Annotated in this window: 22 protein-coding genes and 1 tRNA gene; 14 read left to right on the forward strand and 9 right to left on the reverse strand. The window is 33.1% G+C overall.

Going from position 1 to position 21,809, the window contains the following annotated elements:
* Positions 1 to 276: 276 nt before the first annotated feature.
* Positions 277 to 2,973: a substrate-binding domain-containing protein gene (locus ACGK9U_RS01385; RefSeq protein WP_394464565.1), complete on the reverse strand. Its 2,697-nt coding sequence runs from the start codon at positions 2,971 to 2,973 to the stop codon at positions 277 to 279.
* Positions 2,974 to 3,452: 479 nt separating this feature from the next.
* Between ACGK9U_RS01385 and ACGK9U_RS01390 the strand changes: the two genes are divergently transcribed.
* The 12 genes from ACGK9U_RS01390 to ACGK9U_RS01445 all read left to right on the forward strand — a co-directional run bounded on the left by ACGK9U_RS01390 (position 3,453) and on the right by ACGK9U_RS01445 (position 16,542).
* Positions 3,453 to 4,706, forward strand: coding sequence for a phage integrase SAM-like domain-containing protein (locus ACGK9U_RS01390; protein ID WP_394464566.1), 1,254 nt, complete (start codon positions 3,453 to 3,455; stop codon positions 4,704 to 4,706).
* A 1-nt stretch (position 4,707) separates the two neighbouring features.
* Positions 4,708 to 5,487 carry a hypothetical protein gene (locus tag ACGK9U_RS01395; protein ID WP_394464567.1) on the forward strand — a complete coding sequence of 260 codons (780 nt, stop codon included), beginning with the start codon at positions 4,708 to 4,710 and terminating at the stop codon, positions 5,485 to 5,487.
* Between the two features lie 121 nt (positions 5,488 to 5,608).
* Entirely contained in the window at positions 5,609 to 5,896 is a 288-nt protein-coding gene (locus tag ACGK9U_RS01400) for a helix-turn-helix domain-containing protein (protein ID WP_394464568.1), read from the forward strand.
* A gap of 3 nt (positions 5,897 to 5,899) precedes the next feature.
* Positions 5,900 to 6,073 carry a hypothetical protein gene (locus ACGK9U_RS01405; RefSeq protein ID WP_394464569.1) on the forward strand — a complete coding sequence of 58 codons (174 nt, stop codon included), beginning with the start codon at positions 5,900 to 5,902 and terminating at the stop codon, positions 6,071 to 6,073.
* A gap of 3 nt (positions 6,074 to 6,076) precedes the next feature.
* Positions 6,077 to 7,264 (forward strand): primase-helicase family protein, encoded by a 1,188-nt coding sequence (locus ACGK9U_RS01410; RefSeq protein WP_394464570.1) that lies wholly within the window; start codon positions 6,077 to 6,079, stop codon positions 7,262 to 7,264.
* 315 nt (positions 7,265 to 7,579) lie between these two features.
* Positions 7,580 to 7,738: a hypothetical protein gene (locus tag ACGK9U_RS01415; protein ID WP_394464571.1), complete on the forward strand. Its 159-nt coding sequence runs from the start codon at positions 7,580 to 7,582 to the stop codon at positions 7,736 to 7,738.
* 388 nt (positions 7,739 to 8,126) lie between these two features.
* On the forward strand, positions 8,127 to 9,689 hold the full coding sequence (locus ACGK9U_RS01420) for an N-6 DNA methylase (protein WP_394464573.1): 1,563 nt from the start codon (positions 8,127 to 8,129) through the stop codon (positions 9,687 to 9,689).
* A complete protein-coding gene (locus ACGK9U_RS01425; protein WP_394464574.1) occupies positions 9,686 to 10,936 on the forward strand; it encodes a restriction endonuclease subunit S in 1,251 nt (416 codons plus the stop codon). Before ACGK9U_RS01420 ends, ACGK9U_RS01425 begins: the two co-directional genes overlap by 4 nt.
* On the forward strand, positions 10,933 to 12,174 hold the full coding sequence (locus ACGK9U_RS01430) for a PD-(D/E)XK nuclease family protein (protein WP_394464576.1): 1,242 nt from the start codon (positions 10,933 to 10,935) through the stop codon (positions 12,172 to 12,174). The genes ACGK9U_RS01425 and ACGK9U_RS01430 overlap by 4 nt, the downstream gene beginning before the upstream one ends.
* A gap of 4 nt (positions 12,175 to 12,178) precedes the next feature.
* Positions 12,179 to 15,358 (forward strand): type I restriction endonuclease subunit R, encoded by a 3,180-nt coding sequence (locus ACGK9U_RS01435; RefSeq protein WP_394464578.1) that lies wholly within the window; start codon positions 12,179 to 12,181, stop codon positions 15,356 to 15,358.
* Entirely contained in the window at positions 15,351 to 16,043 is a 693-nt protein-coding gene (locus ACGK9U_RS01440; protein WP_394464580.1) for a M48 family metallopeptidase, read from the forward strand. Before ACGK9U_RS01435 ends, ACGK9U_RS01440 begins: the two co-directional genes overlap by 8 nt.
* 91 nt (positions 16,044 to 16,134) lie before the next feature.
* Complete coding sequence (locus tag ACGK9U_RS01445; RefSeq protein ID WP_394464581.1) at positions 16,135 to 16,542, forward strand: hypothetical protein; 408 nt, start codon at positions 16,135 to 16,137, stop codon at positions 16,540 to 16,542.
* A gap of 124 nt (positions 16,543 to 16,666) precedes the next feature.
* Here ACGK9U_RS01445 and ACGK9U_RS01450 read toward each other — a convergent pair whose 3' ends face one another.
* Genes ACGK9U_RS01450 through ACGK9U_RS01470 form a run of 5 tightly spaced genes read right to left on the reverse strand, consistent with a single transcriptional unit; the run spans position 16,667 to position 19,027 of the window.
* On the reverse strand, positions 16,667 to 16,792 hold the full coding sequence (locus ACGK9U_RS01450; protein ID WP_394464582.1) for a hypothetical protein: 126 nt from the start codon (positions 16,790 to 16,792) through the stop codon (positions 16,667 to 16,669).
* Entirely contained in the window at positions 16,789 to 17,397 is a 609-nt protein-coding gene (locus ACGK9U_RS01455) for a PIN domain-containing protein (RefSeq protein ID WP_394464583.1), read from the reverse strand. The genes ACGK9U_RS01450 and ACGK9U_RS01455 overlap by 4 nt, the downstream gene beginning before the upstream one ends.
* Before the next feature lie 11 nt (positions 17,398 to 17,408).
* Positions 17,409 to 18,110 carry a hypothetical protein gene (locus ACGK9U_RS01460; protein WP_394464584.1) on the reverse strand — a complete coding sequence of 234 codons (702 nt, stop codon included), beginning with the start codon at positions 18,108 to 18,110 and terminating at the stop codon, positions 17,409 to 17,411.
* Positions 18,103 to 18,759 carry an IS1595 family transposase gene (locus ACGK9U_RS01465; protein WP_394464850.1) on the reverse strand — a complete coding sequence of 219 codons (657 nt, stop codon included), beginning with the start codon at positions 18,757 to 18,759 and terminating at the stop codon, positions 18,103 to 18,105. The genes ACGK9U_RS01460 and ACGK9U_RS01465 overlap by 8 nt, the downstream gene beginning before the upstream one ends.
* Positions 18,668 to 19,027, reverse strand: a complete 360-nt coding sequence (locus ACGK9U_RS01470) for a transposase (RefSeq protein WP_394464585.1) — start codon at positions 19,025 to 19,027, stop codon at positions 18,668 to 18,670. Before ACGK9U_RS01470 ends, ACGK9U_RS01465 begins: the two co-directional genes overlap by 92 nt.
* Positions 19,028 to 19,125: 98 nt before the next feature.
* Here ACGK9U_RS01470 and ACGK9U_RS01475 point away from each other — a divergent pair, with 98 nt between their 5' ends.
* Entirely contained in the window at positions 19,126 to 19,329 is a 204-nt protein-coding gene (locus ACGK9U_RS01475; RefSeq protein ID WP_394464586.1) for a hypothetical protein, read from the forward strand.
* A 6-nt stretch (positions 19,330 to 19,335) separates the two neighbouring features.
* Positions 19,336 to 19,518, forward strand: a complete 183-nt coding sequence (locus ACGK9U_RS01480) for a hypothetical protein (protein WP_394464587.1) — start codon at positions 19,336 to 19,338, stop codon at positions 19,516 to 19,518.
* Between the two features lie 492 nt (positions 19,519 to 20,010).
* Here the strand turns inward: ACGK9U_RS01480 and ACGK9U_RS01485 are convergent.
* The 3 genes from ACGK9U_RS01485 to ACGK9U_RS01495 all read right to left on the reverse strand — a co-directional run bounded on the left by ACGK9U_RS01485 (position 20,011) and on the right by ACGK9U_RS01495 (position 21,799).
* A tRNA-Ala gene (locus tag ACGK9U_RS01485) sits at positions 20,011 to 20,084 on the reverse strand.
* 6 nt (positions 20,085 to 20,090) lie between these two features.
* On the reverse strand, positions 20,091 to 20,885 hold the full coding sequence (locus ACGK9U_RS01490) for a universal stress protein (protein ID WP_394464588.1): 795 nt from the start codon (positions 20,883 to 20,885) through the stop codon (positions 20,091 to 20,093).
* Positions 20,886 to 21,157: 272 nt separating this feature from the next.
* Complete coding sequence (locus tag ACGK9U_RS01495; protein ID WP_394464589.1) at positions 21,158 to 21,799, reverse strand: 2OG-Fe(II) oxygenase; 642 nt, start codon at positions 21,797 to 21,799, stop codon at positions 21,158 to 21,160.
* Positions 21,800 to 21,809 lie beyond the last annotated feature (10 nt).

Here is a 21,809-nt window from a genome sequence, read left to right on the forward strand (position 1 = left end):
AAATTGTTAAGTCATTGTTAAATAACAAATAACTATTTGATTTACAATGCTTTAAAAATATTTATTGTTGTTGTTAAAAAATACAACTTTCAATATTGTTACATTTTTGTTTAAAATTGTAACACCAAACAAGCACATTCATTTGCTAAATTGACAAAAAGAAGGCCGTTTAATTAAGTACCTGAGTAAAAATTGGATGTAAAATAAAAAATCAGTCAAATAATTGACCAATATTTTATGAAAATACCAATTAAAAGAAGTGCTTTTTGTTCGAACTTACTCTTCTCTAAACTCTTTTGGTGATTTTTTAAATTTCACTTTAAAACTGGTGGAAAAATAATTGGGAGAAGAAAAACCGGTAGCGTAGGCAATTTCAGAAATTGTTAATTGTGTTTCTTGAAGCAAGTATTTCGCTTTTTCAAGACGAATATTTTGAATGTAATCACTAACATTTACACCTATAATGGCTTTCATTTTTCTGTACAATTGAATTCGGGATATATTCAAATTGTTTGCTAAATTTTCAACAGAAAATTTTGAATTATCAATGTTGTCATGAATTATTTTATTGACTTTAGAAATAAACTCTTGTTCTAAAGAACCAAAATTACTGATATCATCTAGAGTATGAACATTGTTTACAAAATAATAGCGAAGTTTTTCTCTATTATAGATCAGCGTTTTTATGGATTGTGATAAAATTGCAAAACTAAAGGGCTTGGTTAAGAATAAATCTGCTCCAACTTCCAGACTTTTAATATAAGATTCTTTATTGTTTAATGCTGTTAGAATGATGGTTGGAATATGAGACGTTCTTAAATCTTTCTTTAAAATTTCACAAATTTCGAAGCCACTTTTATCTGGCAAGCTAATATCGCATAAAATAATATCGGGGATTATCTCAATAGCCTTTTCAATACCATCCGTTCCATCTGATACATGCACACTATATTCTGAAGACAATTTACCTTTTAAATATTTTATCAAATCAGGATTATCTTCAATGATTAAAACGGAATAATGTTCATTATCATTTAGAACCAATTGTTCGCCAAAAGCATCGTCTTCGTACTCTAAATTAGAATGTATAATGGAACTATCAATAATATCTGGCTCATAAACTATTTCATCAGAATTTAAATGAACATTATCCTTGTAAAGCGTGATTATAAATTCTGTACCATGTTTAGAATTAACTTCAATGGTACCTTTATGCATTTCGATAAATTCTTTTGAGAGGTGCAACCCGATACCTGAACTTGCCTTATTATTATTAGACCCCTGAAAAAAGGCTTGAAACACATTATCCATTTCTTTTTTAGGGATGCCTATACCAGAATCTTTAAAATGAATTTTCACAAAATTGCTTTCAGCTTCATCAATAATATCTATTGAAATTGCACCGTTATTAGGCGTGAATTTAAACGCATTGGATAGTAGGTTAAAATACACTTTATCCATTAAATTTCTATCTAAAAAAATAAATAAATCTGGGTTATTAGTGTTTATAGTAAAACTGATATTCCGTTTTTGGGCTTCACGCTCAAAATCTTTAAAAATTAATTTAGAAAATTGGTACAAATTTGTTTTAGAAGCTTTTAGTATAAATTTACGGTCTTCTATTTTTCTGAAATCAAGCAACTGATTAATTAATCGAAGTAAACGTTTTGAGTTGTTATAGATTAAACCAACTTCATTCAATAGTTTATTATCTCGTATTACTTTGTTTTCAGTCAACGATTCGGTTGAAGATAAAATAAGTGTAATTGGGGTTTTAAATTCATGTGACAATCCAGTAAAAAAATTAACCCTGGCTTCATTACTAATCTTAACTTCTTCAGCTATCTTTTTAATTTGATTTCTTTGGATTGTGATTTTTTGGTTTCGTAGCTCAAGCTCTCGTTTTTTCTTTCTAAGTTTATTGCTAGAATAAATAATATAAGATGCTAACAAAACGCTAGTAATTAGCAGGCCCAATACCAGTTTTAAAATATTTGATTGGGTAGAATATGTTTTTTCCTGCTGTTTAATTCGTTCTTGCTGTTTTTCAATATTATTTTGGGTTTCATCAATTTTGTCAAATTGATTTTTCATGATATCTGCATTGTGTATATCAATAACTGTTGTAGTCAACAGATTTGATTTAGAAATTTTTTCACCCTTTACAATTCTCTCAGCCAATTTAATAGCTTCAGACCCGCCTGTCGGATATAAAATTGACGCTTTTAGAATTCCTTTTCTAACTAAATCAATACCTCCATTTTCTATATTAAGGCCATCTACCCCTATAAAATTAATATTGTCTATTCCTTTTTTTCTGGCAATTTGCCAAGATTCAAATGCTAAAAGATCATTAAAAGCATAGAAGTAATCGACCCGCACATTTTTAAGCGAATCAAGCACTCTTGATAATATTTTTTCATGTTCTTTAGGAGTTGTATAGTCAATACTTGCTACTACTCTTATATTTGTTAAACTATCTACAACTTCATAAAAACCTTTACTGCGCTCAACTGAAGGTGAAGCATTGTCGCCAACTTTAAGTTCAATTACGTTAGTTGTCGTTTTTGAGGCAGAAGCAATAAAATTTCCAGCATTTCTACCTACTTCTAAATTATCGGCCCCTACATAAGTCGTATATTTCTCTGAATTTATCTTTCTGTCAATTAAAATTACAGGGATGCCCTTATCAAATGCTTCTGAAATGACTGGTACCAATTTGTCTGATAGCATAGGAGAAACAATAATAACATCATAATTTCCTGAAATCATTGTCCTAATCTGTTCTATTTGTAGTTCAAGATTGTTATTAGCTTCAAAAATTTTAAGTTCAAATTCTGGTGATAGTGACGCTTGAACCTGCATTGAATGGTTCATAGATTCACGCCACGGATGATCACTTATACATTGTGAGAAACCAATTTTGTATTTTTTGGCTTTAGATGTATTTGAACATCCAAAAATTAAAACCATTAGAATAAATGACTTTAATATATATAATACGTTAGCTTTATGCATTTCTTAAATTATGGTAAGTTTCTCGAAGGTAAAAAATATTTAGGAAAATGAATCTCTTATAAATACTTTGTTTAAAAATATTGCATAGACATTTATTATCAAACTAATAGAATATCAACGCTTATTTTTTAATAACTTGACAAATTATTATATAAAACATAAACAGTAAAGAAATTATAATAAGAATAAATCAAAAGTTCGGCACAAAAAAAGGCTTAATAAGGATAATCCCTTGAAAGCCTTTCTATCACTGTGGAGAAGATGGGAACGGGTTAAACAAAATAATACAACTTCAGTTAACCCTTTAAAAACCTGTTAAATCATAATGAAATCAATACTTAACAAGGTTTTGTTAATATCTTTTTATTGATTTAGATTGTAGTAAATTGAATAAATTTTAAATTTACCGTACAGTAATCGTACAGATTTTAATCATGGCCTCAGTTAATTTTCTTTATAGATCGGTAAAAACCGAAGCTCCATTACAGTTAAGACTTTTATTTAGATATGAAGACATTGATTATGTTTTCGCAGCTAAAACTAAGTTATTAATAACTAAGGAGTATTGGGACAAACAGCACAAATTGAAAAAACCAAAGGATATAGAAATTCTTAACAGGCAATTTGAAATTAAAACAGAATTGAAAAATATTGAAAGTTATTTTTTAAATTCATTTCATAGTACGCATCCCAAATTAATTACTAAAGAATGGGTGGAAAAGGTAATGGAGTTGTATTACAATCCAAAGGGTTTAGATAAGTCCATACCTGAAACTTTGATAGGTTACATTAAATATTTTGTTAAGCAAAAGGAAAAAGAAGTTGCTTCCGCATCCATTAAAAAGTTTAACGTAATTAAGCATAAGCTACAAAGACTGGAATCTTATTATAATACAACATTACTAGTTGAAGATGTAGATGAAAGTTTTAAAAACAGGTTTGTCGAATTTTGTAAAATGGAAAATTACGCCATAAATACCATACAAAGAGAATTAGGTTTGATAAAAACCTTTTGTAAACACGCCAGAGCAAACGGTATTAAGGTTAGCAATCAAATGGACACTTTGAAGGTTCAAAAAGAAAAAGTAAGTCATATATTTTTGTCTTTTAAAGAATTGGAGTCCATTAACAAAACAGAATTAAAACACGATTACCTAAAAAACGCTAGAGATTGGTTAATTATAAGTTGTTATTTAGGTCAACGTATCTCTGACTTCATGCGGTTTAGAAAAAATATGATTAGGGAAGAAAATGGCAAGTATTTGTTAGAGTTTACGCAAAAGAAAACTAAAAAGGTAATGACCATTCCAATTCACCCCAAAGTGTTAGAAATATTAAGTAAGAATGGCGGTGATTTCCCAAGACAAATTTCTCATAAATGCTATAATGAATACATTAAACTTGTTTGTAAAAAAGCAAAAATCAAAGAAAAAGTTAAAGGTAGAAAACAGGATAATATTTCAGAAGATGATGCGGTAAAACAAATAAGAAATGTTGAAAAAGAATATAAGAAATGGGAGCTAGTGACTTCGCACATTGGACGTCGTTCGTTCGCTACCAATTTTTATGGTCAAATACCCACCAATTTTTTAATATATGTTACCGGACACAGTACGGAGTCCATGTTTTTAAGCTACATAGGAAAAAGCAATAAAGATATAGCTCTAGAATTAACCAAATATTTCTGATATGACAAAAGCCGATTATATCACCAAGTTATTTGATGCATTCATTGATAACGAAAATTTTTACGAACAAAGTGTTTTGAGAATAATGCATTTCGCTAAAAAAGAATTTATGATAACCAATTATGAGTTCTTGACTAGATCTGTTGAATTAGTTAATACCTGTATTAACAAGTCTGAAGAAAATCATGTTATTTTATTAAAGGACATATTACCTAAGATAAAACGTTATAATGAAACTAAAAATTCAAAAGAATATACCAAAGATGATTTACGATATTTTGATGAGATAATTAAAATGAGTAAATCGGAACCTAACTTCTCTTATCCTAGTGAAGTTACCTCCATTCATAGCTCAAATACGAACACAACTATTACTATTAGCAAACTAAATGCAATTAAGCATACCTTGAAAAAAATTTATAATCAAGTTTTGCTCTTAAAAGGAGATAAAAATCTCGATTATGAAGAAACGTTATTTTTGATAGAAGGGTTCAATACATCTGTGTTTAAAAGTAAGTTGGCTTCTTTGCTGTTCGAACGTTATGTAAAAGAATTTAAAGACAACAATAAAAAACAAGCCATATTTAGTTTTTTTTATGACACGATGAATAGATTAGGGTTAATACATTGCTCAGCACCTATTTTTATAAAAGAACTTGATAAGTATGCAATAGTTTTAGATAGGATAGATTCAAATCAATGCTATAGTCCCTCAAACCCAAAAGCAACAGAATTCAAGTATATATATAAAGATATATTTGGTTGTTTTCCAGATATTTAATTTTGTATACGTAAAAACATGTTTTTTAAAACACGAATTCCTGTTTAAAAACACACAATTTCCTGTTAAACAAAAACCTGTGTTATTTTCAATTTTACACCATAATTAAAAAAAAACAATTATGGTAAACAAATCGATCCTATTATCGGAAATGACACCAGAGCAACTAAGGGACTTAGTGGACTCAAGTGTAAGAGGTCAACTAATTGACTTCAAAAAATCATTAGCAAATCTTCAAGCTAACGATGAATTATTATCTAGAGAAGAGGCATGTGCCTTTTTGAAAATCGATCCAAGTACTTTATGGCATTGGACAAACAAAGGCAAAGTAATGGCCTTTGGTATTGGTAACAGACGCTATTATAAGCGTTCTCAATTATTGGAATGTATTAAGCCTTTAATGAAATAAGCTATGACAAAGCAAGAAATTAGACGAGAGTTGTCCATATGTTTTCTTCAAGGTTTAAGGAACGAAATGGCTAAAAATCCAGAATTGCAAGCGGTTTGTTTTGTGGTAAAATTAAAGCCAGAACCCGACTATTCCAAATGTAGTAATGTAGTGATTAACTTTTTTCAAAATCAATAGCTCATGGACTACATAAGAATAGGTACAGAATATTACAAACTGTCAAATATGCCGCTGTTAAGTGGTGACACCTGTAATGTACTTCTAAAATGGAAAAAGGGAGAAATAATACAGGATGAAGGAAAAGAGGTTTTGAGCAAAATTCCAAAATATGATGGATTTTGCTCAATTCCTTCCAACACAAACTACCAGGAGAGTGTTAATGGGTTTTATAATAAATTTGAAAAGGTTGAACATCAATTTGAAGCAGGTGAGTTTCTAAAAACGGATATGTTTTTAAAACATATTTTCGGGAATCATTATGAACTTGGGTTAGACTATTTAACAATTTTATGGCAGCAACCTACCGAAATTTTACCCATTTTATGTTTAGTTAGTCAAGCTAGAAACACTGGGAAAACTACTTTTTTGTATTGGTTGAAGTTAATTTTTCAGGGGAACATGACCATTAATAAAAATGAGGATTTTCGCAGCCAATTTAATTCAGATTGGTCGAACAAAGAAATTATAGCGGTTGATGAAGCTTTGTTAGATAAAAAGGAAGATAGCGAACGCATCAAAAACTTATCTACAGCTAGATCTTATAAAACGGAAGCGAAAGGTATTGACAAAAAGGAATCTGGTTTTTTTGGCAAGTTCATATTGTGCTCAAACAATATTGATAATTTCATATTAGTTGATGAAGATGAAATTAGATATTGGGTACTTGATGTCCCACAATTTAATTCGGAAAACCCCAATTTGTTAGATGAATTAAAAGTTGAGCTGCCGCATTTTATGTTTTACTTAAATCAGCGGCAGATTGTAACTCCCAGAACAACCCGAATGTGGTTTACTAAAGAACAAATTCACACAAAGGCACTATTGCGTTTAGTCAAGGGAAATAGAACATATTTAAACAGGGAGATTGAAGAAATTATAATTGATGATTTTATAAAATTTGAAGTTGAAGTTTTGCAGTATTCATTAGGTGACCTAGTAGAAAAACTGTCGAAAAATAATATTCGGGCAACAAGCGCAAATATTCGTAAATGTTTGAATGATAAATTTCAATTGGAAAGCACAAACAGCACCTACATCAAATACCATTTAGCGAATATGCCGAGCGGTGGGTTAATAGTAGAAGAAACCAAATGTAAAGGACGATATTATACTTTTTTAAAAGAGAATTTTATTTTAAGCGCAGTTTAGTGTTGATTTGTTGTTGGTTCGTTCATGTCTTTGAATTATGTGGCTTTGGACGTAAACCACGAGTCAACAACAAATCAACAAATTTTTACCTATTTTCTTGTTGCTCCTTTGTTGAAAGGTTGCATCTCTTAAACACCCTGTAAAATATACGGATTGCAGGTTTTATCAACAAATCAACACATGTTTCACAAATTATTTAACCCTAGACCAAATATCTAAATATCTAAACAAAAAGGTTGTTGTAAATCGTGGTAGCACCCAAAACCCAAATAATATTGCACAACAAGTTTAAACTTACTCAAAAAGTTGGTTTTTATGATTCAAAGTGATACAAACACCAACACCCAAAACCCAGTAGGTTGGTGCACAACGGGTAAATTACCACAGATAACTCGTTTAAAAAATTACATGGTATTAGCTACACAGCTATACCACCAACCCACACCAATTAATATACAATGGGTTTGTACATAACTGTTCGCTTGTATTTTAATATGGTTTTACTTAATTAAATACCACATACCACACCAAAAACTTGTGGGTGTGCGCGCGGTTTTTAATGTTTATACACGAACACCCCAATAATTTGGCATTGTTTTACAACACCAACACCCAAACCCAAAAAAAATGTGGGTGTGCTTTTTTAGGTTTAAGTTATTCTGATAACGTAGTTTTTCGGTTTATATATATTACACGGCACACCCAAACCCAAAATCTGTTATTAAGTTATTTGTTAAAAATTACAAACCGTAAGTAAAGTTTTATATTTTTATGGGCGTCGAGATTTAAAAATAACCGTTTTAATCCATCCGCATTACGGATATTAACTATTTTTATCCTCTATAAATTTTTAAAGTAAACAATGGCCCAAAACAAACTCACATTAAGTACCCTAGAAAGCTGGCTTTGGGATTCAGCAAACATATTAAGAGGCAGCATAGACTCCTCCGATTTTAAAAACTACATTTTCGGCTTGCTGTTCTTAAAGCGTTCCAACGATGTGTTTGAAGAAGAAGTAGAAAACATTATGAAACGCGAAGGCTTTACTAGAGAAGACGCCGAAGACGCAACCTATTTCCAACTGCCCAAAGAAGCCCGATGGAACAGCATAAAAACCCATACGGAAAATATTGGTATTGCGCTCGATAAGGCCTTTGCAGCCATAGAGCAGGCAAACACCAGTTTAGAAGGGGTTATGACCGCCACTAAGTTTGGCGATAAAGAAAAACTATCCGATGAGCTGCTGCAACGCCTATTGCGCCACTTCAACCAACACTCGTTGCGTAACGACCATTTAGAGTCTAACGACCTATTGGGCGATGCCTACGAATACCTTATTAAAATGTTTGCCGATGATGCCGGTAAAAAAGGAGGCGAGTTCTACACCCCACGCGGGGTGGTGCAGCTTATCGTACAGCTTATAAAACCCGAACCCAAACAAAAGGTGTACGACCCCACCTGTGGGTCGGGGGGTATGCTTATAGAATCTGCCCGATACATTGCCCAACAACCCAACGGTAAAGTGGGCAATAACGTAAACGTGTCCTTATACGGGCAAGAAAAAAACCTGGGCACTTGGGCCATTGGCAAACTAAACATGTTGCTGCACAACTTTATGGATGCCGATATACGCAAAGGCGACACCCTAACCGCACCACAGCACAAAAACGACCAAAACGAACTAACGCTTTTTGACCGCGTTATTGCCAACCCACCCTTTTCTATGGATGGGTGGTGGACGCCCGCCGAAAACGCCATAGAGGTAAAGCTCGATAAAAACGGTAAAGAAAAGAAAGTAACCCCCAATTATACCAAAGTGGTAAGCGACCCCTATGGGCGTTTCCAGTATGGCATACCGCCACGTGGTTATGCCGATTTAGCTTTTTTACAGCACATGGTAGCCGTATTAAAACAAGATGGTAAGGCAGGGGTGGTACTGCCACATGGTACCCTGTTTAGAAGCGGTACCGAAGGCGCCATACGCCAAGGCCTCTTGGAAGCCGATTTGGTTGAGGGCATTGTAGGCTTGCCAAGTGCCCTGTTTTACAACACGGGAATACCAGCCAGCATCTGGATAATTAACAAAAACAAAACCGAAGCCCAAAAAGGCAAGGTTATTATTATAGATGCCAGTAACGACTATAAAGAAGGCAAAAACCAAAACGAACTGGAAGCAACACACATAAACCGCATAGTAACCGCCTATGATGGCGCTACCAATGTAGATAAATACATGCGTGTGGTAGATGTAAAGGAATTGGCCGAAAACGATTATAACCTAAACATTTCCCGTTTTATTGATACCAGCGAACCCGAACCCGAAATAGATATTAAAGCGGTGCACCAGAAACTGGAAACCTTGGAACAAAAGGAAGCCGACATTGATAAAAAATTAGCTGAATTTTTAAAGGAGTTGGGGGTATGAATGGAAATATAAACACTTGGAAAGAATTAAAAATTGAGGATTTAGGAAAAGTTGTATCTGGAGGAACTCCAAAAACTAACAACCCAAACTTTTGGGATGGTGATATAAATTGGGTTACCCCTACCGATGTAACTTCGTTAAATGGTAAAAAGTACATTTATTCAACTAAAAGAAAAATTTCAATTGAAGGTTTAAAAAATTCATCAGCTAACATGCTTCCAGTTGGTACTTTAATTGTTTGTACTAGAGCTACAATTGGTGCTTCTGTGGTTAATAAGGTGCCAATTTCAACTAATCAAGGTTTTAAGTCATTAATAACGAAGCCTGAAGTGTCCTCTGAATATATGTATTATTGGATGTCAAACAATAAAAACGAACTTATTAAACAGTCAAGTGGTAGTACTTTTCTAGAATTATCAACAACGTCTTTTAAAAGTTTAAGTGTATTACTACCATCCCTCCCAGAACAACAAAAAATAGCCGATATATTAAGCACCGTAGATGCTAAAATAGAGGTGATAGACCAACAAATTTCCGAAACCCAAGAACTTAAAAAAGGCTTGATGCAACGCCTGTTAACCAAAGGCATTGGGCACACCCAGTTTAAAGACTCCCCTTTGGGTAAGATTCCTGTGAGTTGGGAGGTGGTGAAGCTAGAGCAATTAGGTGATTTTTTTAAAGGGAAAGGAATATCTAAAGCAGAGATTCTAGAGAATGGTCAATATCCTTGTATTAGATATGGGGAGATTTATACTATTTATGACACAGTAATCAAGAAGTTTCAATCCTTCATCAACGAGGAATCAGCAAATAATAGTTTCCAATTTAATAGTGGCGATTTACTCTTTACAGGTTCTGGAGAAACAATTGAAGATATTGGAAAGTGCGTTACTTATATCGGAAGCCAAAAAGCTTTTGCCAGTGGTGATATAATTATTCATAGACCAGAGAAGGGCGATTCTAGATATTTATCATACTATATGAATAGTCAAATAATAAGAAGTCAAACCAAGAAAATGGGTCAAGGGAATTCTGTAGTCCATATTTACGTTAAACACTTATCTCAATTAGTGCTTTCATTTCCTCCAATTATAGAACAAGAGCGAATCGCAAAAATTCTTGGTTCGGTGGATGATAAACTAGAAGTTTTAGAAGAAAAGAAAACCCACTATCAAGAGTTAAAACAAGGTTTGATGCAACAATTGTTAACGGGCAATATTCGGGTTAAAACAGAGGTAGGCGTATGAGTGTAACAAGCCAAGATTTAGAAAGCTTTGAAGCAGCGTGCCAAAGTGATTTACACGAAATTAGAAAATCGTTAAACGCCTTTAATATATTTAACGTTTTGGGTATTCAATACCGCGAAATACGCCACAGCAATTTTCTAGGTTGGTTGTTTAGCCCCAACGAGTCGCACCAATTGGGCGATGTGTTTTTAAGGAGTTTGTTTAAGGTTATCAATCAGGTTGGGTTGTTTACGCCAGAAGAATATAAGGTTTTTTCAGATTTCAATGTTTCAAAAACAGAGGTTTACCGAGAAGAAATTCATAACATAGACATTCTAATAGTTAATAAAGAACATGGTTTTGTAATAACCATAGAAAATAAAATACATGCCAATTACTCCATTGACCAGTTATCAAAATATCATAATTACGTTGTAGATAATTATACCGAATTTGGGAAACATATATTTTTAACGCTCACACCTACACGAAGCGAAAGCCATAAAGGGTTTATTGCTGGTGAAAATTATACCAACATAAATTACCAACACATTATCGACCTGATAGAAGCTAATAGACTAGATATAGATAAAGCCCTTCCAACCGTAAGAGAAAGCATTAACCAATACAAAGCCATGGTAGAAAAAGATATTACACACACCAGTAAAGAAGTGTTATTGGCAAAAGAAATATACAAAAAGTATAAAAAGGAAATAGATTTTATTGTTAAGAATCAGGAAAATTTTGCTTTGTACCGCGATAGTATGTACAACTATATTAAAAACGGAGGTATTGAAGGTTTTGAGGTAAGCCATGAATTATATAAACAAGATTGTGTTTTTTTATTGCCAAAAAATGATAAATTAAAAGAATTGTTTCACTTTTCTGAAGCAAAATCAAGAGGTGGGGATTATATTTTTAGCTTGGTGTTAGAATTGGAAAAAGATGCCGTTTGGTTAAAGTTTGGCTTCGGAAAAATAAACGATTGTGATAATAAAAAGCATATTGAATTGATTAGAACCACGCAGTTTGACGCCATGAAAAAGTTTGAGTGTTTTAAAACGCCACAGTTTAATATCAATTTTCATAATGATACTGCTACTTCTAGTTACCCTGCAATTTGTGGCGTACCCTTGTTTAATGATGATGAATACTTCGAATCTAAATTAGATGTTTTGGAATTGTTGCAAGACCGATTTACTTTTATCAATAACCAGCTTATCCAACCTTGGGTACAAGAATGTTTAGCTAAATTATAAAAGCATGAGCCAATCGCCAGAATACAAATACAGCGAGCTGCCAGCAATTACTTTATTGCAAACGCTGGGGTATCAATATTATGATGCCTCTAAACACGACGAGCGCAGTAATAACACCGAAGTCATTTTAAAGGATAGGTTATTGGCTGCCATAAAAAAAATAAACCCTTGGCTTAACGATAACAACCTAAACAAAGCCTTTACCCAAATAACCAGTGTAAACGGTGCATCCTTAATGGAAATAAACCAAAACATTTGGGAGCTTATAAAAGGCGGTACCTTTACCGTAAAACAGGTTATTAACGGGGTAGAGGAATTTAAAGCGGTTCATTTTATAGACTATCTAACCCCAAATAACAATGATTTTTTGGTGGTAAATCAAATAAAATACCACGGTAGGTACCAAAACTCGGTACCCGATTTGGTGGTGTATATCAATGGCTTGCCCATAGGTGTTATAGAATGTAAATCGCCCACAGCACCCACGGCATGGGATTCGGCTTATAACGATTTAAAATATTACCAAGAAAACTCACCAAAACTGTTTCACTACAACCAAATATGCGCCGGTATATGGCAAGTAGGTGGTAGGTATGGTGCCATCAATGCCCCAAAACAATTTTATTCGGTGTTTAAAACCAGTAAAGACGATACCGATATTTTAGACTTGGCAAAAACCGAGCAAGATAAATTACTCCTGGCCTTATTTAAAAAGGAACGGGTGCTGGACATTATCAGGCATTTTGTACTGTTTGAACTGGATGAGGGCGTAACCATAAAAAAACTACCGCGTTACCAACAAATACGTGCCACCAACAAAACCATTACTAGGTTGCAAGCGGGTGAAGGCGGTGTGGTGTGGCACACCCAAGGCTCGGGTAAATCGTTAACCATGGCCTATGTAGCTAGAAAACTGCAAGCCCCCGAATACGGTTTTAACAACCCCACGGTTATGATTATGACCGATAGAAAGGATTTGGATAGGCAAATTACCACCACTTTGCAAAATGTGGGTTTTAAAAACGTAAACCAAGCATCATCGGTGGTGCATTTAGATAAATTACTGCGTAACGATTACGGGGGTATTATTACCACCACCATACAAAAGTTTCAGGAAACCGATAAAGAAGCCACCGCCAGTACCGACCAAACCGAAATGGAAGAACGTGGTGATGTGATGATTGAAAAACACCTAAAGGAAAAGACCCTTGTAAAAATTACCAAAGAACTTCAAAAAGGAAAGTGGGTAGAGGTGGAACGGGTGGAAATTCAATTGGAAGAATTATCTAAAAAAGAAAACCTCTATATTTTAGTCGATGAGGCTCACCGTAGCCATTACGGGTTTTTAGCATCGTTTATGCGTACCGTATTGCCCAATGCCAAGTTTGTGGCTTTTACGGGAACACCCATTTCAAAAGAAGATAAATCGACTCTAGGCGAGTTTTACGGGGGCGATTATATTGATGTATATACCATAAAAGAAGCCGTTGCCGATGGTGCCACGGTTGAGTTGCTGTACGACGAAGGCATTGCCAAACTGGATGTTAAAAAAGAGGCACTGGACAAGGAGTTTGAAGAAAAGTTTGGAGACTATTCCGCAGAGAAAAAAGATAAACTAAAAAGTGATGCCTTACGCAAATACCAATTGAGTAAAGGGCGTATAAACGACATTGTAAAACATATTGTAGACCATTTTAGGGATAAAATATACCCAGATGGGCATAAAGCCATGATTGTATGCAGTGGTCGCCCACATGCTTTAAGATACCAAGAAGCCTTGCAACGGTTGAAAGACCAAGGCTATCATGCGTTTGAATCGAAAGTGGTGATGAGCATGGGGTCGCCAAAATCGGACCCCATTGCCAAGGAATACTATGAAACTTTAGAGTGGAATAGAAAGCACCCACAAGATAAAAAGCCCATACACCTAGTTGCACCCGAAGCCATTAAAGAGGTAACCGATAGTTTTAAATTGCCTTTTGGAGATGAAGCAGACACGGAGAAATCGGGCAAAAAGAAGTATGATAATACCGCCTTTATAATTGTGTCCGATATGTTGCTTACGGGGTGGGATGCCCCTATAGCCTCCTGTTTGTATTTAGATAAACCCTTAAAGGAACACAACCTGTTGCAAGCCATTGCTAGGGTAAACCGCAGCAGAAAAGGAAAAGCAGCGGGCTATATTGTAGACTATAATGGTATTACCGCCTATTTAATACAGGCATTGGAAATCTTTTCGGGTGATATCCGTCCAGACGATATTTTAAAGAACATCAACGAAGAGTTGCCCAAGTTGGAAATGAACCACACCAAGTTGGTCGATTTTTTTAAACCCTTACGCATTGATAGGCATTACAACCGCAACGACTATATGGATGCCGCGGTTAGGTTTATAGAACCCATCAACAAACGCGATGATTTTAAAACGCTTTTAAAGGATTTTAATAAATCGCTTAACATCGTATTGCCCAATACCAAGGCGATGAAATACCAAGGGGATTTTAAGCTTTTCAATGAAATAAAACTAAGAGCTAGAAACGCCTTTCCGGATGATGAAGAACTGAAGATTACCAAAGACGAAAGTAACATGCTGCAAGGTATGATAGATGCGCACTTAATAGCCCAAGGCGTAGAAAACCTATTGGAAGAGCCCATTTCCATTATAGACAAGGATAAGTTTAAGGAGGAAATCATGAACGCATCGCCAGCTACCAAAGAGTTGAAAATGCGCAACAATTTAAAACACACCATAAAAGTAGGTTTAGATAAAAACCCCGATTTTTACAAACCCTTGGCGCAACGTTTGGATGAACTATTGAAGTTAAAAGCCGAAGAGCGCATCACGCAATTGGAACTGTTAAAAGCCTATGCCGACATGCAAGATAAAATCATAGAGCAACAAAAAGAAGGCGAAGCAAAAGGCTTTAAAACAGAACGCCAACGGGCAGTTTACGATGCTATGAAAGTGTTGTTTGCTGAAGATGCCGAAGATGCCACCAAAACCATATTCGACCTGATAGCAGGAGAGTTGAACATTGTGGGTTGGCAAGCAAAAGGACAGGTAAAAAAGGATATAGAAAATAAGATGCGCCGCTATTTAACCACTGCCAAAATAGAACGGGAAGCTGCCAAAGAAAAAGCAAAAGAATTGGTAGAGGTACTTATAAAAAACAAAGATGCCTAAAGTACAGTACGGAGATAAGGTTATAGAATATACATTCCTTCAAAAAGAAGGGCTAAAATCGCATTACATCAGTGTACAAAAAGATACGGGGGTGGTGCTAAAGGGCAGCCCTGTACCATTGGAAAAAGAACAGGCGTTTATACTTAAAAAAGCCCGATGGATATTGGAAAAAATGGAATTGGTTGAAGCCATAGGTTATGACGATATTGTAACAGGGTCTAGAATACCCTACTTAGGGAAAAAGTACTATGTAGAGGTATTTGTAAAGCAGGATTTAGACGAAGTAACTATAGATTTTACGGAATCGAAATTCAAAGTATTGGTGCCCAAAGACCAAAACATCCAAGACACTTTAAAAGGAGCATTCGAAGACTTTTTTAGAGCCAAAGCCCAAGAGAAAATAATGCCTAGGGTTAAAAAATGGGCAAAAAAAACAGGTTTGGACTTTAAAGATGTAAAGATTAGAAAATTAGAAAAACGCTGGGGAAGTTGCACACCCACCAACAGCATTTTAATAAATATAGATGCCATTAAATTGCCTTTTAGTTTAATTGATTATCTCATAGTACACGAACTAGTACACACCAAAGTAAAAAGCCACTCCAAAGAATTTTGGGCAGAACTTTCCAAACACATACCAAACTGGAAAGAACTGGACGATAAAATGTATGGGATGAAGTTGTAGCAATATTATTATATTGAAATTACCATAGCTAATTTAACCTATTTGCTATGGCCACAAAAAGCATGAAATAATTTTATAAGAAAAACAGATAATGTGTAAAGTGTCGGATAAAATAAAGTTTTGTACTTGTGTAGATGAAAAAGTAGATATTGAAGAACTGAACCATTATTGGGTTTTGCATAGGTATAATAAAAATAAAGATTTGATTGTAGTAGGTATGCCAACACTTCCACAAATGTTCAACCCTATGTTTGATATTAATGAAGAGCTGCTGCTTAATACTTTAAATTCTGCGGATGCTTTCGATAAAAACCTCGATTTAAAACCTGGTGATCGGCTAGAAGTAGTATTATGTAACCATGGTAGATCAAACGAAGTAACATTGTATTTTAATTTTAAATATACAGGCAAAAAATGGAAACCCATAGAAGCCGATGCTTTTGAATTAATGAATCGGTTTGATGCGGTACAGCAAGGTGAGGTAAAAGAAAAAGAATAGTAAATATTAATTCAAGCGCTCCGATATATGTTTTATATCGGGCCATATAATAATAATTTTAGGCAATGATATATTTATGTAACCCAAAAGATTGAGTTTTTTATATACAGGTTTATAGAAAAACCTAATCTTCTTTTTTTGGAGATTTAACAAGCTTCTTTAAAGTTTCTAAAAAACCCTGTTCTTTATCCTCTTTATTTATTTTAACATCCTCTTTGGGTCTTAGAGGGTCTTTATTCTTTTTATTCATACCTTTAATTCTTTATCACATACTCCCGTATAAAATTCAAATATATACGAATCATTGTGGTTAAAATATTTAGGTTCTATATAAACCATATTGATGCCACATTCTCTACCTATTCTGTACATTCCTTTATCAAAACACAAAACTACATCTACTTTCTTATATAATGCACAACCAAGAATCATTAAATCTTTAGTTAAAATCTCCCTGTTCACTTTAGAATTTAATTCTCCCCATTTTGACAATGAGTCTTTTTGATAATTTACCCCTAACTTATCTATAAACTCGATATTGTATAAATCTGCAACATCTTCATCAAAATCAACTATCTCTATATTGTCAGCGTTTAGAGCTTGTACAATTAATTTAGTTTTATTAACTCCATTTGGTTGACTTGAATCTATTATTTCTGCAATAGAAATAGAAGATACATATATTTGTCTTTTTTCTGTTTTTTTATCGGTAATTTGTGCTTCTGTATCAGCCAAGTATTCCATTAACTTGTTTGCAAATTCGTTAATCTCTTTACCATATTTTTTATAGCTGATAACTTTTACTATTACTGTTGTATCAACAAGAATTTTTTTCCAAGATGTCGTTATTCCCATATAATTATGTCTTATTCAAATACAAAATTTAAGCCAGATAAATCAATTTCATTCAAATTATAAGGAAACTTTAATTCCGATTTTTGTCTGTAACTAATTAATTCCGCGCTTAAAATTCTATCACTATCAAGTGATTTTTTCAATCTTACTTTTGCTCTTATTTTACTTTTTCTATAATAAGTAGCTAATTCTTCATGCTGCAAAGGATTTATGAATATTTTGAAATTTTTAGTATCTGATAAATAAATATGTAGGTGCTTTGGGTTTAATTCTTTATCTCCAATAAGTGTGATATAGCCTTCAAAACTTTTATTTGAATAGTAATAATCTACAGTTCTTTCGCTAAATCCGTGGGGTATTGTTAAAACGGAAATACCTGCTGAATTTAAAATTTCAAGATACCAATCAGGCTTTATAACCTTTACTATTGACTTTTTATATCTTAGTTTTTCATTAGTTAATTCAACATTATTTTTCTCTAAAATATCTTTATTTAAGTCAATAAATCGTTCTTCTAAAACCTCATTAGGAGTTGTAAATCCACATTTATAACAATTGTCAGTAATTTGGGATAATACAATATTATCAGTCTTATTAGCGGAAATAGCAGAATATAAAGATTTTAATATTTCCGCTAAATCATCAATTGATACAGCGTTAGTAAAGTCTATATTTTTTTCTTTGCTATCAAATTTTAAATAAAAACTATGCATTTTTAATCAAGTCTTTATAAGTTAGTTTTTGAGTTGCATTTGCTATACAAACATCAAATTTAGAACCATCTGTCATTTTTCTATTATTGTATCTGAAAGTATATTCATTTACATATTTAGACAAATGCTTATCGCTTACATGATGATAAATACCATCAATTCCTCTTTTTAATAACGACCAAAAATTTTCTATGTTATTTGTGTGTACTGCACCATCAACATATTGATTTGCAGAGTGTTTAATAAATTGGTGGTCGTAATTGTTAGCTAATATACGATAACTTTTCCATTCGTCTGTGTATATTTTACTACCCTTAACAATTTTATTCTCTATTATAGGTCTTAATGTTTTGCTTGTGGTATCGGACACAGGAATAGCATAAACCTTGCCATCACGCTCTAAAATACCAAGCACAGGAGTTTTAGTTTTTGCGCTTCTGCCTTGTGTTCCTTTTGTTCTCTTATTCATATGTTTATTTTTTTCAAGTCCTCCCATCCATGTTTCGTCTATTTCAACAACGTTGCTAAACGCTTCTTTAGTAGGTTCAAATGAAGTTCTAATACGTTGCAACATAAACCATGCGCTTTTTTGAGTAACTTTTATGTCTTTCGCTAATTGATGTGAAGAAATCCCCTTTTTTATGCGCAGTGATTAAATATATAGCCACAAACCATTTTCTTAATTCTATTCTACTGTCTTCAAAAATAGTTCCAACACGAACACTAAATTGTTTTCTACATTTATTGCATTTCCAATTCTTGCCACCAGTTTTTAAACGATATGCTTTATCACTTGCACAGTAAGGACATTGCGCAGAACCGTTCCATTTAACTTTAGCTAAATAGTCTATACATTTTTCTTCCGTATTGAAGTAATCAAGCAATTCAAATAAACTATCGAAATCCCTAATATTCACTGTTTTAGCACATATAAATTATCTTTTTAAGATATTTAAATTTACAATATTTATTCTTAACATACAAATATACCATGTTATTTTTGTATATTTGTTTTATGAAAACATATCAAGAAAGGCAAGAGGCTAAGAAGTATTACGTTTTATTAGAGAATAAAGATGTTTTAGGGGTTTTTGGAAGTTTAAAAAGCGTTTGCGAATACATCGGGGATAAATTCCCAAGTTATTGGACTTTAGTTAGAAAAAAAACTGATAAATTTGAATACGGAAATTATTCACTACAAATTGTAAAACCAAAATAAAAAATAATGACATTTATAGAAATCGTTGACTTAGGAGGAACTGTGCACTCAATAAATACAGCACATATTATTGAAGTATCACAATTTGAAAAAAATGAAACCAATATCATATTATCAAACGGTAATGTAATATACACTTCTTTATCAAAGTTTGATGTAGTAAAAAAAGCAACAGGATTAAATATTTAATTTGGGTTACATAAATATATCATTGCCTAATTTTAATATAATGGATCAACTTTATTCATTAGAAAAAATTTTACAATTATAGGTTTAACTGGTAAAACAGGTGCTGGCTGTACACAAAAAGCTAAAGCGCTGTCTAATAAAGATTTTGTAATAACCTTAGATCCTTTATATAAAGATGAAACTTCGGATATTGACCAGCTGAAACTGTATGTTTGTGTAAAGTACCTGACAAATGAAAATATTTCTTCAAACATTTTCGCACGGTTTCGGTATGAACCACAACATTGAATATAGACAATTTTATATCTTAATAATTTAAAATTAAGTAGATTCTTTCCAAGAAAAAAGAATCTTACAAATTGTCGTTTTATAAATTACTCATTAGAATACGTTTTGTTTAAAAGAAAGGATTTAATCGTACAATAATCATACAATTTACGAAAACAAAAAACCCTAACTAATTGACAATCAATCATTAGGGTTTATTTTAAGTGGAGAAGATGGGATTCGAACCCACGACCTCTTGACTGCCAGTCAAGCACTCTAGCCAACTGAGCTACATCCCCGACTAGTTATTTTAATTCACTTAGCACTAAAACGGGCAAGTTACTGTTAAAATCTTTTTTGTAAATCTGGTTTTTTTCCCACTTCTTCATGAAAAAACCTCTTTTACGTCTTACAACACAAAGCATATCTGGGTCATGCGTTTTATAATGCTCTAAAACACCATGATATGTTGTTGGGTTTTCAGAATAGGTTACATCTGAAACTATAGTTTTTAATTCGTTATTTAAATCAAAATCGCCTTCATTATAATACGGTGTTTTTACCAAAAGTAAATTTACTACCGCTTTAAAATTATCTTTTACAGCTTTAAGTGGACTAAGCACACCTTCATTTTTGATGATAGCCGATTTTACAGCCATCAAAATAGTTTCAATAGGCTTAAAAACATAACCTTCTGGTATTATTACCGTTGGAATGGTGGTTTGCTTTATAATTTTCCCGGAAGTTCTTCCTAAAAACACCTCTTCATCTTCCGAATAAATTCTTGGTTCAATTAAAATCAAATCAATATTTGCTGCTTTACAAGCCAACTCAATGGTATCAATAAACTTTCCTTTAAGCGCTCTTACTACAACCTCAACATTTTTTGTATCCACTTTAGAAACCAAATCGTTTAAGTAATTAAGCGTATCTTCTTCTAAAATATGATCAATTTTTATCATGGTACCTGCCTTTGTGTAAACATTATATACTTGAACTACATAAAGTTTAGCTCCAAACGCTTGGGCAAAATCTACAGCATATTGCAAATTACTCAATGCATTTTGCGAAGCTCCAACGGGTACTAAAATATTTTTCATGCTGTAATTAATTTAATGCAAAAGTAATTAATTAAATGAATTGCATAAAATTCTGCACAAATATAGACGAAATTAAGCTGTAATTTTAAATTAATTTATAATAAAACATCCTTTCCATTACAGTGAATTTATATGACAAATATTTTTACATTTGTGCTTTAAATTCAACAACTATGGATATTTTAAGTTTTATAAGTGGTAACGGTTTATTTCTGGTTTTAGCCCTTGTATTAATCATTGTTTATTTTGTAAACCGAAGAAAAAGACGCTAACTAACGCGTTTTTAACCATCCGGTTATACTTAAACGTTCGGTGTTTACGGGTTTTACTTCGTGCTCTATAATTTGACTTTCAAAAATAACCACGCGCCCAGGAAACGGATAAATAACCTTTTCAACTTCCTCGCCATTTTCGTTTAAATAGAGCACCAATTCACCGCCATTTTCGGGCAACCAACCATCTTCATTCAAATAACAAACAAAGGATAATTTGCGTCTGTCGTCATTCTGGAACGTATCAATATGCCTTTTATAAAAAGTATCTTTCGGGTAAATGGCGTAATGAAACTCTTTGTGCAAAATACCCAAAAAGCAAGTTCTGTTTAAGTAGCTAACCAAATCGTTAATCTTCTTAAAAAACAAAGCTTCGGCGGCATTCACATGACTTTCGTCCATCCATAAAATAACGTCGCCCCTAATCGATTTTACAATGGTTTCATTCAACCTATTTCCAATAGCCGCTTTTTTAAAACTGTGTTCTTCATGTTTCTCTTGAATCGATTGCCTTAAAACCGCAACTTCTTCAGCAGTAAAAAAATTCTCAACAATACTAAATTGTTCCGTTCCAATGTCTGTAATTATTTGTTCATACAGCGAATTTTCAACAAAATCAATAGCTTCAAAAAGATGATTCATAAGTATTTAG

Source organism: Mariniflexile sp. HNIBRBA6329 (assembly GCF_043558645.1).
GTDB lineage: Bacteria > Bacteroidota > Bacteroidia > Flavobacteriales > Flavobacteriaceae > Mariniflexile.

Coding starts and splice junctions, on each gene's coding strand:
- ACGK9U_RS01385 (WP_394464565.1), bottom strand. CDS start 2,973: ATGGTTTTAATTTTTGGATGTTCAAATACATCTAAAGCCAAAAAATAC.
- ACGK9U_RS01390 (WP_394464566.1), top strand. CDS start 3,453: ATGGCCTCAGTTAATTTTCTTTATAGATCGGTAAAAACCGAAGCTCCA.
- ACGK9U_RS01395 (WP_394464567.1), top strand. CDS start 4,708: ATGACAAAAGCCGATTATATCACCAAGTTATTTGATGCATTCATTGAT.
- ACGK9U_RS01400 (WP_394464568.1), top strand. CDS start 5,609: ATGGTAAACAAATCGATCCTATTATCGGAAATGACACCAGAGCAACTA.
- ACGK9U_RS01405 (WP_394464569.1), top strand. CDS start 5,900: ATGACAAAGCAAGAAATTAGACGAGAGTTGTCCATATGTTTTCTTCAA.
- ACGK9U_RS01410 (WP_394464570.1), top strand. CDS start 6,077: ATGGACTACATAAGAATAGGTACAGAATATTACAAACTGTCAAATATG.
- ACGK9U_RS01415 (WP_394464571.1), top strand. CDS start 7,580: ATGATTCAAAGTGATACAAACACCAACACCCAAAACCCAGTAGGTTGG.
- ACGK9U_RS01420 (WP_394464573.1), top strand. CDS start 8,127: ATGGCCCAAAACAAACTCACATTAAGTACCCTAGAAAGCTGGCTTTGG.
- ACGK9U_RS01425 (WP_394464574.1), top strand. CDS start 9,686: ATGAATGGAAATATAAACACTTGGAAAGAATTAAAAATTGAGGATTTA.
- ACGK9U_RS01430 (WP_394464576.1), top strand. CDS start 10,933: ATGAGTGTAACAAGCCAAGATTTAGAAAGCTTTGAAGCAGCGTGCCAA.
- ACGK9U_RS01435 (WP_394464578.1), top strand. CDS start 12,179: ATGAGCCAATCGCCAGAATACAAATACAGCGAGCTGCCAGCAATTACT.
- ACGK9U_RS01440 (WP_394464580.1), top strand. CDS start 15,351: ATGCCTAAAGTACAGTACGGAGATAAGGTTATAGAATATACATTCCTT.
- ACGK9U_RS01445 (WP_394464581.1), top strand. CDS start 16,135: ATGTGTAAAGTGTCGGATAAAATAAAGTTTTGTACTTGTGTAGATGAA.
- ACGK9U_RS01450 (WP_394464582.1), bottom strand. CDS start 16,792: ATGAATAAAAAGAATAAAGACCCTCTAAGACCCAAAGAGGATGTTAAA.
- ACGK9U_RS01455 (WP_394464583.1), bottom strand. CDS start 17,397: ATGGGAATAACGACATCTTGGAAAAAAATTCTTGTTGATACAACAGTA.
- ACGK9U_RS01460 (WP_394464584.1), bottom strand. CDS start 18,110: ATGCATAGTTTTTATTTAAAATTTGATAGCAAAGAAAAAAATATAGAC.
- ACGK9U_RS01475 (WP_394464586.1), top strand. CDS start 19,126: ATGAAAACATATCAAGAAAGGCAAGAGGCTAAGAAGTATTACGTTTTA.
- ACGK9U_RS01480 (WP_394464587.1), top strand. CDS start 19,336: ATGACATTTATAGAAATCGTTGACTTAGGAGGAACTGTGCACTCAATA.
- ACGK9U_RS01490 (WP_394464588.1), bottom strand. CDS start 20,885: ATGAAAAATATTTTAGTACCCGTTGGAGCTTCGCAAAATGCATTGAGT.
- ACGK9U_RS01495 (WP_394464589.1), bottom strand. CDS start 21,799: ATGAATCATCTTTTTGAAGCTATTGATTTTGTTGAAAATTCGCTGTAT.